Source organism: Sporosarcina sp. So3-204 (assembly GCF_058068165.1).
Genome location: NZ_CM176485.1, coordinates 23653 through 40744 on the forward strand (window position 1 = coordinate 23653; position 17092 = coordinate 40744).

The 17092-nt window shown below is 37.9% G+C and carries 13 protein-coding genes, 1 tRNA gene, 1 other RNA gene and 1 other annotated feature (1 of these 16 cut by a window edge); of the genes, 9 read left to right on the forward strand and 6 right to left on the reverse strand.

All coding sequences use genetic code 11. The annotated features are described in order from the left end of the window. Positions 1-170 (forward strand) — a binding site (T-box leader) (it extends 48 nt beyond the left edge of the window). Positions 171-221: 51 nt separating this feature from the next. Beyond that, positions 222-1505 carry a serine--tRNA ligase gene (gene serS / locus AC3RV6_RS00085; protein WP_489747478.1) on the forward strand — a complete coding sequence of 428 codons (1284 nt, stop codon included), beginning with the start codon at positions 222-224 and terminating at the stop codon, positions 1503-1505. Positions 1506-1699: 194 nt separating this feature from the next. On the opposite strand, the gene tadA is transcribed toward serS, so the two are convergent. Then, positions 1700-2203, reverse strand: a complete 504-nt coding sequence (tadA, locus tag AC3RV6_RS00090; protein ID WP_489747479.1) for a tRNA adenosine(34) deaminase TadA — start codon at positions 2201-2203, stop codon at positions 1700-1702. A gap of 363 nt (positions 2204-2566) precedes the next feature. Between tadA and AC3RV6_RS00095 the strand changes: the two genes are divergently transcribed. Genes AC3RV6_RS00095 through AC3RV6_RS00105 form a run of 3 tightly spaced genes read left to right on the forward strand, consistent with a single transcriptional unit; the run spans position 2567 to position 4520 of the window. After that, positions 2567-3202: a deoxynucleoside kinase gene (locus AC3RV6_RS00095; protein ID WP_489747480.1), complete on the forward strand. Its 636-nt coding sequence runs from the start codon at positions 2567-2569 to the stop codon at positions 3200-3202. After that, positions 3199-3852 (forward strand): deoxynucleoside kinase, encoded by a 654-nt coding sequence (locus tag AC3RV6_RS00100; RefSeq protein ID WP_489747481.1) that lies wholly within the window; start codon positions 3199-3201, stop codon positions 3850-3852. The genes AC3RV6_RS00095 and AC3RV6_RS00100 overlap by 4 nt, the downstream gene beginning before the upstream one ends. Positions 3853-3911: 59 nt before the next feature. Further along, positions 3912-4520, forward strand: a complete 609-nt coding sequence (locus AC3RV6_RS00105) for an acetylglutamate kinase (RefSeq protein WP_489747482.1) — start codon at positions 3912-3914, stop codon at positions 4518-4520. Between the two features lie 793 nt (positions 4521-5313). Here the strand turns inward: AC3RV6_RS00105 and AC3RV6_RS00110 are convergent. The 4 genes from AC3RV6_RS00110 to AC3RV6_RS00125 form a co-directional block, all read right to left on the reverse strand. After that, the gene (locus tag AC3RV6_RS00110; protein ID WP_489747483.1) at positions 5314-6798 is read right to left on the reverse strand and encodes a YjiH family protein; all 1485 of its coding nucleotides are present in this window, start codon (positions 6796-6798) and stop codon (positions 5314-5316) included. A 131-nt stretch (positions 6799-6929) separates the two neighbouring features. Next, complete coding sequence (gene speB / locus AC3RV6_RS00115; RefSeq protein ID WP_489747484.1) at positions 6930-7922, reverse strand: agmatinase; 993 nt, start codon at positions 7920-7922, stop codon at positions 6930-6932. A 302-nt stretch (positions 7923-8224) separates the two neighbouring features. Continuing rightward, a complete protein-coding gene (locus tag AC3RV6_RS00120) occupies positions 8225-9571 on the reverse strand; it encodes a sigma-54 interaction domain-containing protein (RefSeq protein ID WP_489747485.1) in 1347 nt (448 codons plus the stop codon). 119 nt (positions 9572-9690) lie between these two features. After that, positions 9691-11061 carry an aspartate kinase gene (locus AC3RV6_RS00125; RefSeq protein WP_489747486.1) on the reverse strand — a complete coding sequence of 457 codons (1371 nt, stop codon included), beginning with the start codon at positions 11059-11061 and terminating at the stop codon, positions 9691-9693. 155 nt (positions 11062-11216) lie between these two features. Here AC3RV6_RS00125 and AC3RV6_RS00130 point away from each other — a divergent pair, with 155 nt between their 5' ends. Genes AC3RV6_RS00130 through thrB form a run of 3 tightly spaced genes read left to right on the forward strand, consistent with a single transcriptional unit; the run spans position 11217 to position 14466 of the window. Further along, the gene (locus AC3RV6_RS00130; protein WP_489747487.1) at positions 11217-12512 is read left to right on the forward strand and encodes a homoserine dehydrogenase; all 1296 of its coding nucleotides are present in this window, start codon (positions 11217-11219) and stop codon (positions 12510-12512) included. A 2-nt stretch (positions 12513-12514) separates the two neighbouring features. Next, positions 12515-13573: a threonine synthase gene (gene thrC, locus AC3RV6_RS00135; RefSeq protein ID WP_489747488.1), complete on the forward strand. Its 1059-nt coding sequence runs from the start codon at positions 12515-12517 to the stop codon at positions 13571-13573. After that, the gene (gene thrB, locus AC3RV6_RS00140) at positions 13573-14466 is read left to right on the forward strand and encodes a homoserine kinase (protein ID WP_489749137.1); all 894 of its coding nucleotides are present in this window, start codon (positions 13573-13575) and stop codon (positions 14464-14466) included. Before thrC ends, thrB begins: the two co-directional genes overlap by 1 nt. A 230-nt stretch (positions 14467-14696) precedes the next feature. Here the strand turns inward: thrB and AC3RV6_RS00145 are convergent. Next, a tRNA-Ser gene (locus AC3RV6_RS00145) sits at positions 14697-14786 on the reverse strand. Between the two features lie 117 nt (positions 14787-14903). Between AC3RV6_RS00145 and ffs the strand changes: the two genes are divergently transcribed. Further along, positions 14904-15169: signal recognition particle sRNA large type (gene ffs / locus AC3RV6_RS00150), an RNA gene on the forward strand. Positions 15170-15296: 127 nt separating this feature from the next. After that, a complete protein-coding gene (dnaX, locus tag AC3RV6_RS00155; RefSeq protein ID WP_489747489.1) occupies positions 15297-17054 on the forward strand; it encodes a DNA polymerase III subunit gamma/tau in 1758 nt (585 codons plus the stop codon). Positions 17055-17092: the final 38 nt, after the last annotated feature.

Consider the following 17092-nt stretch of genomic DNA (forward strand, 5'->3'; position numbering starts at 1 on the left):
ACTGGCGGTTGGTGTAAGTCAGTAAATACATTTGTGAATCCGTCCCTGAGTAGCTGGGTTGAAAAAAGAGTAGACCTGTGCCGGTATTTGAGCCGTTATTTCAATGAAGAGGATCTGGATTTCTATTCCGGTCAATCAGGGTGGCAACGCGGGTAGCTCTCGTCCCTTTTTTAGGGGGTGTAGGCTATTTTTTTTGTCTGAATTTAAAGGAGGAATTATCGATGCTTGATATAAGAAATGTTCGTGCTAATTTTGAGGAAATTAAAGGAAAGCTTGCAAAACGCGGTGAAGACTTATCGGAGTTTGATAAATTCAGTGGCCTTGATGAAAAAAGAAGAGAGCTTCTTGCAAAAACAGAAGTTTTAAAAGCAGAGCGTAATAAAGTTTCTGGAGAAGTAGCACAATTGAAACGCAATAAAGAAAATGCGGACAACCTCATTTTACGCATGCGTGAAGTAGGCGATGAGATTAAACAATTGGACGATGAGCTTCGTGAAGTTGAAGAAGGTCTAAATTACGTTATGATGCGCGTCCCTAATATTCCGCATGATAGTGTTCCATTTGGTGATAGTGAAGATGACAATATTGAAGTCCGATCTTGGGGTGAAAAGAGAGCATTTGATTTCGAAGCTAAGCCGCATTGGGATTTAGGAACTGATCTCAATATTCTAGATTTTGAAAGAGCAGCAAAAGTAACGGGAAGCCGTTTCGTCTTTTACCGTGGACTTGGTGCACGTTTAGAGCGCGCGTTGATCAACTTTATGATGGATTTGCATTCAGACGAGCACGGTTATGAGGAAATTTTACCTCCCTATATTGTAAACCGTGAAAGTTTGAAAGGGACAGGCCAACTTCCAAAGTTTGAGGAAGACTTGTTTCATATAGAAGAAGAAGATTTCTTTTTAATTCCAACGTCAGAGGTGCCTGTGACAAACTTCCACCGTGATGAAATTTTAGAGGCTTCACAGTTGCCAATCGCATTCTCAGCTTATAGTGCAAATTTCCGTTCTGAAGCAGGTTCTGCTGGACGTGATACGCGCGGATTAATTCGCCAGCATCAGTTTAATAAAGTTGAGCTTGTGCGTATGGTTAAGCCAGAAGATTCTTACGCGGAGCTTGAAAAGTTAACAGGTCACGCTGAAAAAGTATTGCAGCTGTTGAACTTGCCATATCGTGTACTAAGCATGTGTACGGCAGACTTAGGATTTACGGCAGCGAAGAAATACGATATTGAAGTGTGGATTCCTACACAAAGCATGTATCGTGAAATTTCTTCTTGTTCAAATTTTGAGGACTTCCAAGCGAGACGTGCTCATATTCGTTATCGTAAAGAAGCCGGTGCAAAACCTGAATTTGTTCATACGTTGAACGGTAGCGGACTAGCAATCGGTCGTACAGTTGCAGCAATTCTAGAAAATTACCAGCAAGAAGATGGTTCAGTCATCATACCGGAAGTACTGCGTCCGTATATGGGTGGAAAAGAAAGAATTACAGTAAATAATTAAATTCTAATCAAAAAAACTCAGCTTCCGTATGATGGATGCTGAGTTTTTTTTTTTATTTGGTGGGTTGGAAGTCCCGATTTGCCGATATAAGTGTGATGAACGTCGATATAAGTTAAAAAGGTGCTGATATATGTATGGTTTGCGCTGATATAATGCACAAACTGTCCGATATCCTACGGTTTGGTGCTGATATATTATTCCTCGTCGCTAGTAGCCGCTTTTTTCAACAACTTTTTCCGCGCGCGGATACCTTTGAAAAATGAAGTAAGGATTTCTCCGCATTCGTCAGCAAGTACTCCTTCTGTAACTTCACATTCATGATTGAAACGAGAGTCATTGAGTAATTCATAAAAGGAATGAACACAACCACCTTTAGGATCTCTTGCTCCGTAAACAACGCGTGGAATACGTGATTGTAAAATCGCGCCTGCACACATCGGACAGGGTTCGAGTGTAACGTAAAGTGTTGTTTCTTCTAGACGCCAACTACCGACCGCACGGCAAGCATCTTGGATTGCAGATAGTTCTGCGTGAGTCGTTGCAAGTTGTGTTGTTTCCCGTAAATTATGTGCTCGAGCAATGACTTTTTCGTTATGAACGATGATTGCGCCGATAGGTACTTCACCAATTAATTGTGCTTTTTTTGCTTCTTCAAGTGCCAATAGCATAAATTTTCCATCAATTTTTAATAAATCCATATTCATCGCTCCTTATTGAATAGTGTAGCACGGTTCGTACTGTCTAGTCTCCAGGAGCCAGTTCCTCGAGTCGCTTCAATTTTGTTGATAAAGGGAAAATCACCTTTATCTACAAACTCTCCAGCGCTTGTCGGAACTACCGGGCTCCTTCCGCTTTTCGTACTGTCTAGTCTGCAGGAGCCAGTTCCTCGAGTCGCTTCGATTTTGTTGATAAAGGAAAGACCACCTTTATCTACAAACTCTCCAGCGCTTGTCGGAACTACCGGGCTCCTTCCGCTTTTCTATAATTGTTCCACGTGGAATAATCGCACTGTTATGGTAAAATGAATTGCAGCTGAAGATGAACTGAAGGAGAGATTTCCCATGAATAATCCGTTTATTGCAGTAGAAGGCCCAATAGGTGTAGGTAAGACCTCTTTATCTTTACAAATTGCGCAGTCACTGAATTACTACCTTGTAAAAGAAATTGTAGATGAAAATCCGTTCTTATCAAAATTTTACGAGGATATAGAAGCTTGGAGCTTTCAAACGGAAATGTTTTTCCTCTGTAATCGATATAAGCAACAAACAGACTTAAAGTATGAACTTCAAAATGGTAAGAAAACAGTTGTTGCAGATTATCATATATTTAAAAATCTCATTTTCGCAAAGCGAACGTTAGAGGATGCTGAATATAGAAAATACGAAGAAATATATAAGATATTGACGAAGGATTTGCCGTTTCCGAATATCGTCATCTATTTGTATGCAAGCCAAGAAACACTTTTAAAACGAATTGCTATGCGCGGGCGTGAGTTTGAAAAAGAGATGGATCCTGCCTATTTACTTCAATTAGCAACAGATTATGAAAAGTTTATCAATCAATTTGAGCAGGAACACCCCGAAATTCCAGTATTGCGTATAAACGGGGATAACTTTGATTTTATTCGAAATAAAAATGACTTACAGATTATTTTAGATGAATTGGTGCAAACGATTAAAAAGGAGGTTGTTAAATGAATTTACGTGAGAAGTATGGGATTCCTAGTAATGCTGTCATTACTGTAGCGGGAACAGTAGGGGTTGGAAAATCAACTATGACTAATGCGCTTGCAAATGCTTTGCAATTTAAAACATCTCTTGAAAAAGTGGATGAAAATCCTTATCTCGACCTTTTTTATGAAGATTTTAAAAAGTGGAGTTTCCATTTACAGATTTACTTTTTAGCAGAGCGTTTTAAAGAGCAAAAGCGCATCTTTGAATCAGGCGGTGGATTTGTACAAGATCGTTCAATTTATGAGGATACAGGGATATTTGCTAAAATGCACAAAGACGAGGGCACAATGGCGGCAATCGATTATGATACATATACGAATTTGTTTGAAGCGATGGTTATGACGCCCTTCTTTCCGAAGCCAGATGTGCTCGTTTACTTAGATGGTCCACTCGATGCAATTGTATCTCGCGTTGAAGAGAGAGGACGCGAGATGGAACAGCAGACACCAGTTACTTATTGGGAAGAGTTGTATCGTCGTTATGAGGAGTGGATTGCTTCATTTAATGTTTGTCCAGTACTTAGGTTAACGATTACTGATTATGATTTACTGGAAAACCCTCATGAAGTTGAAGTAATTATTAAACAAATAGGTGATTACTTTATAACACGATAAACCAACACCATGAATAGGATAGATTGTATGCACTTCCGGATATTAGGAGTGGAAAACAATTGAATCTATTTGGTGAGGATCTTTTTTATGATCCACTACAGCTACATTATTATCAACAACCTTCGAATAGTATTAGTAAGCAGGAGCTTGTGTTAATGAATCAAATGCGGAATCTCTGGCAACAGCATATTGCGTGGACGCGAACGACTATTAATAGTCTCATCTTTCATCTACCAGATACAGATGTTGTTGTTGAGCGTCTTGTGAAAACTGGGACGGATATCGGTGATTCACTCTTACCTTTTTACGGTGAGCTTGTGGCGCACACGTACAGTCAGTTGATGAAAGAACATATAGAGCTTGCAGGGGATTTGGTTAAAGCGATGATTGCGGGTAATCATAAAGAGTCCGTTGAAATTGAAAAGCATTGGTATCGAAATGGTGATGAAATTTCGCTGTTTATAAGTAGAATTAATCCATTTATCGACAGAGACGAAATTAGAGAGATGTTTTATGCGCATTTGAGGCTTATAAAGTCAGAAATTATTTACATCATGGATCATGACTTTAAAGCTGGCGTGACAGTATTTGATAAAATGATAGAACAAGGATTGGAAATGGCGGATATGCTATCAAGTACAATTCGACAGCAATTTGATATAAAATAAATATGATAAGTTCTTTTTACTATTGGTTGTCGTTTTGTAATAATCCACTACCAAATACAATTAAGTCAAAAATAATTCGTTTAGTTGAGCGATACAAAACTCAAAATCACACAACCTTTAGCAGGTTTTTAAACCCATTTATAGTGAGTAATTTGCATCTCATTTAGGTACTGCGCCCCGAAAGTTAGAGCTGAAAATCTAACTCTTGGGGTGTTTTTATATTGCTTTCTACCAAAATCACCGAAATTATTGTTTTGCTGAGTAGAATTGACGAGAGTAAAGGATAAATGTTAACAGAAGTTAAGGAATTTATGCTTTTTCTTGCAATCAGTATCCCAATGTTATTTATACAACTTCTTTTCTTGTTTTTGTTTTAATTTATTTGAAAAAAGGTTATAAAAAAATATTTAATAATACTGCACTTACTAGCATATTTCTTCTTCTTTTGTGGTTTGTCTTTAGTGTATAACAATTCGAGATAAACGATTATTAAACAAAGGGGTGCTTGATTGTTAAGGTTGGAGTTGTAAGAGGTTAATAAAAAACAAAAACGCTGAATTATTTTCAGTGTTTTTGTTTTGAATAAGTTTTATCTTTTATTTCTATTTCTATTTCCCTTCAAATTAACTACTTAATTAGCAATGCTTTAACACGAAAATGTAACCTTTGAATAATTGCTTTAAGTTGTTTGATACATATATCAATTTTAATATTAATTTTGTATTTTGTACCACTGAACTGAACTGATTAATTATAAAAAAGGTCGACTGTTTTGATTTTATTATTGATAAACTTAAAAAAGAATATGCATACTTAATGCAACAATGGGGATTGCAATTAATGTTCGTTGAATGAAACACACGACTAACTCCCAAAACTTAACGGGTAATCGAGTTGCCATCATAACGACAACAGTTTCTGACAAGAATATTACTTGCACCATTGATAATGCAGTAACAAAATACCGTGCCCCAATATCAAGAACGTCTATTTGATCTGCGATTAATAATACGGGTAAGAACATTTCTGCAAACCCTACTGGAATGGAAGGTGCAATTTCCTGAGCGTTAGGAACCCCGAGTACCATTAATAACGGAACAAAGGCTTGTCCAATCCATTTGAAGATTGGTGTATACTCTGCAATTACTAAACCTGAAATTCCTGCAGCTGCTATTAATGATAAAACTTTTGGAATGACTCTGAATCCATCTATGAGACTTAATTTTACTTCTTTATAAATACTTTCCGCTGTATAAGCCCTTTTTGCAGCACGCTCCAAACCTCGTTTAAACATGCCACTTTCAAACTTTGCTTCACTAGTTCGTTCTGCATTCGTTTGAATCTTGCCACTAAAGTACATATCCTCTTTTCTAGAAAGGGGCGGTATTCTGACCATAAAAATAGATACAATAAATGTGATAATTAAAGATGAAAAATAAACTTTTAAAAAGTGCTCACCTAAACCAGCAGTATTGATTACTAATAAAGCGAATCCAACGCTGACTGCACTGAATGAAGTTGCGATAAAAGCAGCTTCTCTTTTTGTATAGACATTCATTTTATATAATTTACTTGTAATAATTACTGCAATTGATGAAGAACTGACAAATGACGCAAGTGCATCAATCGCACTTTTTCCTGGAACTTTAAAGAGTGGCCTCATTAATGGTTCAAGAATAGAGCCTACAAAATCAATACCCCCGTAATTCAATAGAAAAGGCATAAAAAATGCACCAACTATAATAATCCATAATACCCCTAATACAATACTTGGGATGACAGTTCCACCTGTGCCGCCACCGACTATCCATTCAGGTCCTGTATATTGAGTGAAGGTGACATCTAATGTGTAAACGACTGTATAAAATGCTCCTAATAGATAGAAAAAGGGATGGAAAATGGAGTCGTGACCGTAGTAATTGGAAAAAAAAGTTCCATTCTTAGCCATAAACTTACCATAAATACCTACAATTGAATTAGCCACTGCTAGAGCAGCCACAAACCATAGTCCAACAATCCCTACTAAGTCGAGAAAGAAGTTATATATTGTACTGAATAAGATATCTGATTCACCATTTATTGTTATTGGTATGAAAAACACGAGAATAGCAATTGACGTAAATATAAATGATTTGGCTAACCCAATTTTATATTGCCTTTTCGTGATAGTAATCGTGTCTATATACCCTGGATCATCGCGATCAACAATTTCGATTGTTGGATCTAAGTTCTCACTAAAAGCTTGGTTTTTCTCACTAATAATTGCCCTCTCATTCATACAAGTAAACCTCCAGTAGTTTTAGTTTTCATATCTGGTAGTATGCAAAATTCAACTAAATAGGTTGTAGGTGATGAAGATAATGTTAATGGAATAGGGTAATGCCTCCTCCATTAACATTAAATAAAATATTATACTTGCAATGTTTTTATTTCTTGATTTTTCAACTCATTAAGTTCCTTTTCTTTTAAAATAAAACTAATAAAGTCAAGAACAATTCGAGCGCCTACTTGACTCGTGATTCCTGTAGGGTCGTATGGAGGTGATACTTCAACTAAGTCGAAACCAATCACACTACCTCTTTTTGCAATTCCTTCTATAAGCTCGTTCACTTCGTCATAATACAATCCACCTGGAGAGGGAGTTCCCGTTCCCGGTGCTAATGAAGGATCTAGTCCATCGATATCAATCGTTACATAGTAGTTCTCCCCTTCAGGAATTAACTCTAAGATTGATTCAATACCCATTTTTCTCATTTGTCGTGGAGATAAAATCTTGCTACCATATTCTCTCGCGGCGTCTACATCTTCTTTTATGCTGCTACTAATACCCCTGATTCCAAATTGGAACATTTTATCAACATGATCCATTTCTGCTAAACGACGAAGCGTACTGCCATGTCCGAATCTTTGTCCAGAGCGATGATCTGCCCAATCAAGATGAGCATCTATTTGAATTACGTGGAATGTTCCAACGTTATCGAGCGCTCTTCCAACAGGGATTGTAATTGAATGATCCCCACCAAGTACTACGGGAATTGCCCCTTTAGAGACGATTGTTCTAATAGACGCTTCAACATTATCAAAACTTTGTTCCAAATCTCCATGAACAATGTCAACGTCCCCACAATCCACAATCTTACAGTCGGGGCCTAAATACATAATATCTTTTTCAATATCATAAGCACCCTCCAAACCAAAACTATATAATGTTGAACCTTCTCGCATTCCACGTGGCCCCATCCTTGTGCCAGATTTCCATTGTGTTCCCATGTCGTAAGGAACACCTATAACCGCTACCTCAGCATCAAGTTCGTTGATATCTGTACATATTGGATATTTACCAAATGAGCAGATTCCTGTAAATGGTAAGTTAAGTATTTGTTTTTCGTTTTGTTTCGTCATTAATCTTCACTCTCCTAAATGGATTTTTGTATAGAGATTTATTCATTCACTAATGTAAATTGAAAGTAAAGCTTTCAATTATTAATGAATTTTTATTATCGTAGTAAGACTATTGCAATTAATGTGCCAACTATAGGGGAAGGTAGATCCTTACTTAGTAAAATAAAGAAAAAGGGTCTTTAATCCCTTTGCGTTCATTGATCATTAAAAGTAAATAGTGTTAAAAATATTTAGGAGACTAATCTAAATTTAAGTATTGACGCACTTAATTTTGTGAAATTAAAAAACCTAGTCAACTTTGACTAGGAAAGATTTATATACTTATTTATTTTTCTATTTGCAGTAGATTGGCTAATGCTTAATTTCTTTGCTAATTTCACACTACTAGGATACTTTTCATACATCTGGCGAATATAATTCCTTTCCACTTTTTCAATGTATTCATCTAAAGGAAGATCATCTTCCTCGGGAATTGAAATCCCGATTTGGTCAACATCAATTATATCCTCATTGGAAGTTATCATGATTCTCTCAATGAAGTTTCTAAGCTCTCTAATATTTCCCGGCCAATCTTGTCTGTGTAACCAAGCGATCATATTTTCAGAAAATCTTTTATTCATCACATACTTTTCATTAAATTCACTCAACAAATCCCTACTTAAATGTTCAATTTCTTCTCTTCTTTCTCTTAAAGAGGGGATTGCAATTTTAATCACGTTTATCCGATAATATAAATCCTCGCGAAACCTTTTTTCAGCAATTAATTGTTGAAGGTCTTGGTTCGTTGCACATATAATCCTACAATTTAAGTATACAACTGAATTGGCTCCTAAACGTTGTATTGTTAGATTCTGTAGGACGGATAACAACTTCACTTGTAGATTTAGTGGTAGTTCTGATATTTCATCTAAAAAGATAGTCCCGTTTCTTGCAGCTTCAAAATGTCCAATCTTTCCACCCTTTTTAGCACCTGTAAATGATCCTTCCTCGTATCCGAATAGCTCTGATTCAATTAAAGACTCGGGAATAGCACCGCAGTTAATTTCAATAAAGGGTTCATTTCTACGGTTGGACGTTTCATGTATCTTTTTAGCAATATAATTTTTTCCAACGCCTGATTCTCCTTCTAAAAGAACGGTCACATCTAGGCTAGAAACCTTTTCCACAACATTAAAAACCTTATTCATCATTTCGCTACCCATCGTATCCGAGCTAGCTTGAATTACTTTCATTTTCTTAATCTCTTCTTCATATAAAGCAATCGTTTTAGCCACTTGTTCATTCGTCTGTTTTAAGTAGTCGAGTTCTGTAATGTCTCGTGAGAAACTGAGCGCTCCCATAAGGTTTTGCTTGTCATCAAAAATTGGATAAGCAGAAACAACAATTTTACCACCCATAGGTGTCTCTTGAATGATTGTCTCTATTTGTTTTGTTTGTAGTACTTTTCCTGTAATACTGGGGGTTAACAAACCTTGCTTTTCTAACAAATAAACATTCTGATTAATTATTTCATCTTGGTTAATTCCAAACAAATTCATAAATCGTTTACTCACATACACAATATCCCCAAATGAGTTTGTGATAAAAATTTCATCAAAAGAATACTTGAGAATATGTTCTAATATTAAATTAGTCTGTTTTAATAACATTTTACGCCCCCTATTCAACAATGACTATACGGTAGTCATATTTGACGATTAGTTCTATTGTTACTGTTAATGGGTATAAAAAATAGCACACCTTCTAAAATGGTGTGCTGTTTTGGGTTTTATTTCGCGACGACAACTTCACTAAAAAACTCTTTATACAATTCCCTCAATACTTTTGTTTCATCGTCTTTATTAATACCGAAAACGAGACTCACTTCAGACGAACCTTGGTTAATCATTTCAATATTGGCACCTGTACGGGCAATTGCAGTAGCGGCACGTGCAGCAAGGCCAGTTGTGTGACGCATTCCCTCACCAACAAGAACAATCATTGAATAATCCTTATCGTATAAATGAACGTCATCAGCATCTAATTCTTCTTTTACACGTTTAATGATACGTTCTTCTTTTTCTGGCGTTAAATAAATACTTCGAATAATAACAGATAAATTATCAATTCCTGATGGGCTATGCTCGTATGGAATTTCTTCATCTTCAAGAATTTCAAGTAAACGGCGTCCAAAACCAATTTCACGATTCATCAAGTATTTATAAACAAATAATGTCGTAAAGCCACTATCAGCCGCGATTCCCACAACTGGCTGTGTAGAGTAATCACGATTTCTTACAACAAGTGTTCCCGGTGCATCAGGGTTGTTCGTATTTTTAACACAAACCGGAACAGAGCGTAAAAATGCAGGCATAAGTGCTTCATCATGGAAAACTGTAAATCCAGCGTAAGCCAGTTCGCGCATTTCACGATATGTTAATTTATCAATACCGACTGGATTGTCTACGACGTTCGGATTTGCTGCAAAAACGGAGTCAACATCGGTAAAATTTTCATATAGTTCAGCACGAGTTCCTGCCGCTACGATAGAGCCAGTGATATCGGATCCTCCACGATTGAATGTACGGAGTGTTCCGTCTTTTGTATAGCCAAAGAAACCAGGAAATACAATAATACCGGGAATGTCTTTTAACTTTTCTAGACGATCGTATCCTTCTTGCAGCGCGTGGACGCGTTCAGGACGATCATTTACAAGTAATCCGGCCTCTTTTGGACAAATATACTGTGCTTCCATTCCGATATGCACAAAATAGGCGGCAATTAGTTTGGCGTTATTGTCTTCACCAGCAGCTTTAATACAGTCGGTAAAGAGACTAATATCTTCCTTATTTGAAGAGAGTCGCCTTTGCATATCAACTTTAATAATATCGATGATATCTTCATTTAAGCCTAAGTCAGTAGCAATTGATTGGTATCTGTTTACTACATCCGCTAGTTCTTTTTCTACATTACTACCATTAAGTGCAGCATTAGCTAATGTTATTAATAAATCCGTAACCTTGATGTCATCACTTGAACGTTTCCCAGGTGCGGATACGACTATAATTTTTCTAGAGGGGTCACTTTTTACTATGTCAGCAACTTTTTTAATTTGCTCAGCCGAGGCGACTGATGTTCCGCCAAACTTACATACTTTCATCTACATCAAGTCCTATCTTTTTATTATTAATATACTGAAAGTTTATCATAGAAATGTGGGTATGGGTTGTTTTTATTAATAGTTTTCTTTATAATGTCCTTATGTGGAGGTCAATTGTTTTCCCATAGTGTACATACAGTTAGGAGAATCGTCAAATGAAAAATGAAATTAACATTGGTTTATTAGGATTTGGAACAGTTGGTAGCGGTGTAGCGCAAATTCTACATGACCATCAGAAAGATTTAAAACACAAGCTTGGTGTGGATGTTAATATAAAAAAGGTTTTAATTAAAAATACATCTAAAAAGAGAACAACTGAGTTGGCAAATGAGGTATTTACATCAAGTATAACTGAAGTGATTAATGATCCATCAATTGATATAATTATAGAAGTGATGGGAGGAATTAATGAAGCAAAGGAGGCCATTGAACAATCACTAAAAGCAGGAAAAGGTGTTATAACTGCAAATAAAGATGTAATGGCTGAATTTGGACAAGATTTATTAAAACTTGCTGATGAGAATAGTTGTGACTTATTTTATGAAGCAAGTGTCGGTGGTGGGATTCCGCTTATTCGTACGATGGAGGATGGATTGGCTTCAGACCGAATTAGTGCATTATCGGGGATTGTAAATGGCACAACGAACTTTATTTTAACGAAAATGAAACATGAAAATATGTCTTATGAAGATGCTTTAGCAGAAGCAACAGCGCTTGGATATGCTGAAGCTGACCCTTCAGCAGACGTTGATGGAATTGACGCAGCACGAAAAATGGTTATTCTTGCGTCGCTTGCATTCTCAACAGAAGTGCATCTTGATGATGTCTTTGTCAGAGGAATGAAAGAAATTCGCGATGGTGATTTAGAATTGGCAAAAGGTTTTGGTTATACAGTAAAAATGGTAGGATCAGCTTCGAAGAATGAAGACGGTATTGAAGTAGCTGTTGAGCCGGTATTTTATTCAGACTCACATCCACTTGCATCTGTTAATTATGAATACAATGCTGTATACATTTACGGAGATGCAGTTGGAGAAACGATGTTTTACGGACCTGGTGCTGGCTCACTACCAACAGCAACTTCTGTTACAGCGGACGTTGTCGCGGCTTGCCGTAATATACTTTTAGGCGTAAATGGCAAGCGACTTCATGCACCACAACATGCGCGTAAAGTGAAGAATGATTGCGAAATGTACGCACGTTACTTCCATAGAATACTTGTAAAAGACGAAATTGGTGTGTTAACAAAGTTATCTGCAATCTATAGTGCGAACGGCGCTAGTATTGCGACAGTAGTACAACATACAGATATTGAAGAAGCGGGAGCGGAACTTGTTTTCATTACACATCGTATGTCACGTCAGCAACATCTTGACGTCATGTCTGAATTAGAAAAAACACCTGAAGTTCTTCGCGTTTTAAGTCATTACCGAGTTGAAGGGGACGAATAATAATGAAAAGATGGACAGGATTAATTGATCATTATAAAGAGTGGCTTCCAGTAACTGATAAGACACCTATGCTAACATTACAAGAAGGAAATACACCACTCATTCATATGGAAAATCTATCCGAGCAGTGGGGAATTGATTTATACGTTAAAGTTGAAGGGGCTAATCCTACTGGTTCATTTAAAGACCGCGGAATGGTCATGGCTGTTGCGAAAGCTAAAGAAGAAGGCAAGAAGATTTTAATTTGTGCATCTACGGGTAACACATCTGCATCTGCTGCAGCTTACGGTGCCCGTGCAGGTATGCGTACCATTGTCGTTATTCCTGAAGGTCGCATTGCACTTGGTAAACTAGCACAGGCGAAAATGTACGGTGCTGAAATTCTAGAAATTGAAGGAAACTTTGATGAGGCACTTAGGATGGTTCGTGAAGCTGGTGAAGGGGATATCGCGCTTGTAAACTCAGTGAATCCTTATCGCTTAGAAGGACAAAAGACGATTGCTTTCGAAGCAATTGAACAACTTGGTAAAGTTCCTGATATTTTTGCACTTCCAGTAGGTAACGCGGGAAATATTTCTGCTGCATGGAAAGGTTTCAAAGAGTATGCGGATAAAAAGGGAACGGCATTGCCAGAGCTACTTGGTGTACAAGCAGACGGAGCAGCACCAATCGTTTATGACCGCGTATTTGATAATCCTGAAACAGTAGCAACTGCGATTAGAATTGGTAATCCTGCGAGTTGGGACCTTGCAAAATCGGCGCTTGCTGAATCAAATGGGACAATTCTAGCTGTAACAGATGAAGAAATTTTAGAAGCATACCGTTTGATTGCATCATCTGAAGGTGTGTTTGCTGAACCGGGATCATGTGCATCTATTGCAGGTGTGAAAAAACAAGTAGAAAATGGTTCATTGAAAAAAGGGTCTACTGTTGTTGCTGTTTTGACTGGTAATGGATTGAAAGATCCTGATACAGCAATCGAAGTGAATAAAGATAAAGCATTGTTATCTCGTGAGCAGTTCGATCATCTATTAAGCGAGTTGAAAGCGGGTAAGAAGTGATGGGAGTTCCGAGTTTTTCGGTTGTCGTTCCTGCGACTACCGCTAATCTTGGCCCTGGTTTCGATAGTATTGGGCTTGCACTTAGTCTTGAAATGACTGTTACTGTTTCACCATCTGATGCTTGGAAAGTTACATATGAAGACGACGGATTTGAAGGCATAACAGGCGGCGATGATAATTTAATAGTCACAACAATAGTGAATGTAGCTAAGCGTCATAATTTAGCTGTTCGGCCTTTACAGTTATCGGTACAATCAGATATCCCTTTAGGTAAAGGGTTAGGAAGTAGTGCAGCTGCAATCGCTGCAGGTATTGAGATAGCGAACCATCTTCTCGATTTATCACTAACAGATCGCCAAAAGGTGCAAATTGGTAGTGAGTTAGAAGGGCATGCGGATAATGTTACACCTGCACTTCTTGGTGGAGCAGTTATATCTCATTATGAGGAAGAGGAAATGGATTTTATCCATATACCAGAACCTACAATGGGTGCTGTAATACTCGTTCCACCAGAGGCGCTACTAACAGAAGCATCGAGAGGTCTTCTTCCAAATGAACTAAAGCATAGTGAAGCAACGTTAAGTAGTGCCGCAGGAAGCGTGCTTTCGGCTGCAATGGCTTTAGATAATTGGGAGATGGTTGGTCGAATGATGGAAAAAGATGTCTTCCATGAGCCATACAGAAAGCACTTATTTCCTGATTTCGATGCTATTCGTATTTTTTGTAAGGAAGTTGGTGCATACGGTATGACGATAAGTGGTGCCGGACCCTCAATCTTTGTTGCAGTGAAGATGGGGATGGAAAAGGAAGTTGCTGAAAAATTAGCAGCACGCTTTAAATATTATCAATGTATTCCTACACGTCCCTCAGTTATTGGTGCGAGAATAAAGTAAATAAAAAAGTAGTGGTACTCTTTACGAGTGCCGCTACTTTTGTTATTCACTACAATAATAAAACAGAGAACTGAATTGCTTTTTCATCATTGTTGTTCTTAAGTTTACGTATATTACTACGGTTAATTAGTAAAATCTTTAAGTGGAAAAGTGAAAGTAGGTAATAGAAATCTAATTAATTTCAGAAACAAAAAAAGCAGCCGCTTGGGCTGCTTTTCGTTTAACTATTAAGGAGGTAGAGGGATTCGAACCCCCGCGGGTTTTGACACCCCTGTCGGTTTTCAAGACCGATCCCTTCAGCCGGGCTTGGGTATACCTCCGTAGCAACAATTAATAATTTATCATGTATAGAAACTTATGTCAACTGTTTTATTGAAAATAATAAATTAATGTTAATCGGTTGATTTAAGCCTTAAAGTTGAGTATACTAAGTCTTGCCGTGCTAGGTGGGGAGATAGCGGTGCCTTGTAACTTGCAATCCGCTCTAGCAAGACTGAATACCTTCTCAAGGCTGTCCGAATGTTTGGTCTGCCTTTTGCACGTAGTGTTGACGTTTGGGTCCTGCGCAATGGAAACCCACGAACCATGTCAGGTCCGGAAGGAAGCAGCATTAAGTGGAGTTTTCTATGTGCCGCAGGGTCACCTAGACTGAGCTAACGACAAGAGTAACGCTTGTGTTCGGCTGTCGAAGGAAGGTGCACGGCTTTAATTTTATAATCCAACTCGTCCGTTTAGTGGGCGGGTTTTTTTATTACATAGAAAAGTACAATGAGTACCACTTGTGGTACAATTGAAATATTATGGCGTCGCGTCGAAAGGAGTTGAACCTGTTGGTGTATCAAGCTTTTTATCGTGTATATCGACCCCAATCCTTCAAAGAAATGTCAGGTCAACAACATGTCAAACAGACATTGCAGAACGCTCTCCTTCATAATAAGACGACGCACGCATACCTTTTTTCGGGTCCGAGGGGTACTGGTAAGACGAGTGCTGCAAAGATTTTTGCGAAGGCGTTAAATTGTGAACAGGGACCAGCGAAAGAACCGTGTAATGAATGTCCAACATGTCTAAGTATTACTGAGGGTTCTGATACGGATGTAATCGAGTTTGATGCTGCTTCTAATTCTCGCGTAGAAGAAATGCGGGATATTATAGAGAAGGTTCGTTTTGCACCTTCTAATTCTCGATTCAAAGTGTATATTATTGATGAAGTTCATATGCTATCAAACTCTGCATTTAATGCACTTTTGAAAACGCTAGAAGAACCACCTTCCCATGTTGTTTTTATCTTGGCAACGACTGAACCACATAAGCTTCCATTGACTATTATTTCGAGATGTCAGCGTTTCGACTTCAAACCACTCACTACATTTGATATAATTGAGCGGATGAAGGTAGTACTGGCAGATGTTCATATTGAGTCAGACGAGGGTACATTAAAGGTCATAGCGCAAGCTGCTTCGGGCGGAATGCGTGATGCACTTAGTATGCTCGATCAGGTAGTGTCGTTTAGTGGAGAAAAACTAACTGTTGAAGATGCTTTACTTGTTACTGGTTCAATAGGAGAAGATATTTTTCATCAACTAGCTGAAGCGTTAATTAGTAAGGACGCAGGTTCTGTACTATCTCTTCTAGATCTTTTAATTTCAGAAGGGAAAGATGTTACGCGTCTAGCTGAAGACCTGATTACATTTTTTAGGGATTTGCTTCTGCTGCGTACTGCTCCGGATTTAAAAAACTTACTTGAGCTAATATCAGGAGATAGTCGTTTTGAGGAGATAGCTCAGGCTTTCGATTCAAATATGTTGTATTTGTTTATTGACATACTAGCAAAGACGCAACAAGAAATGCGTTTCTCAAATCATGCAAAAGTATATTTGGAATCAGCCCTTTTGAAAATGATTCACCTTGATGCTGAATCTGTTCAAACGAGCAATGCGGCAATTGATCCAAAACTAACGAGTAAGGTCGAGGAATTAGAGCGTCTTGTCGGTGAGTTGCAGCGCCAAATTAAAGTAGGTGGAATTGCACAGCCTACTGAAGGTAATGCTGGACCGCCGCGCAAAAATGCGTCGAAATCATCGCAGACCTTTAAAATTCCTACTGGCAGAATAAATGAAGTACTCAAATCTGCAACGAAACAAGATATTAAAACCATTCGTGAGGAATGGGCTCAAATGATGCAAACAATGCAAAAGTCTCATGCTGCACTTTTAGAAGATACAGAACCTGTAGCTGCATCTGAGAATGCATTTGTGTTAAAATTCAAATATGAAATACATTGCCTCATGGCTTCTGAAAATGTATCTCTCCGTTCAGGCCTTTCTGATGCACTAAGTTCACGTACTGGTAAGGCGTATGAAGTTGTCTACGTACCCGAAGAAGGTTGGTTGAAAGTTAGAGAAGAGTTTATTCGTAGTAACAATCTAGGGAAACCAGAAGTATCCAATGCGGAAACACAAGAAAATGTAGACGTGGATGACATGCTCTCATTTGTAAAAGAAGCGGAACAGGAAAACTTAGATCCGCTCGTAACTGAAGCTGAAAAGCGTTTTGGGAAAGATTTCATAGAAATACATGATGATTAACAGACTGTGTGAATTAAATTCAAAAAGCTACTTGTAGC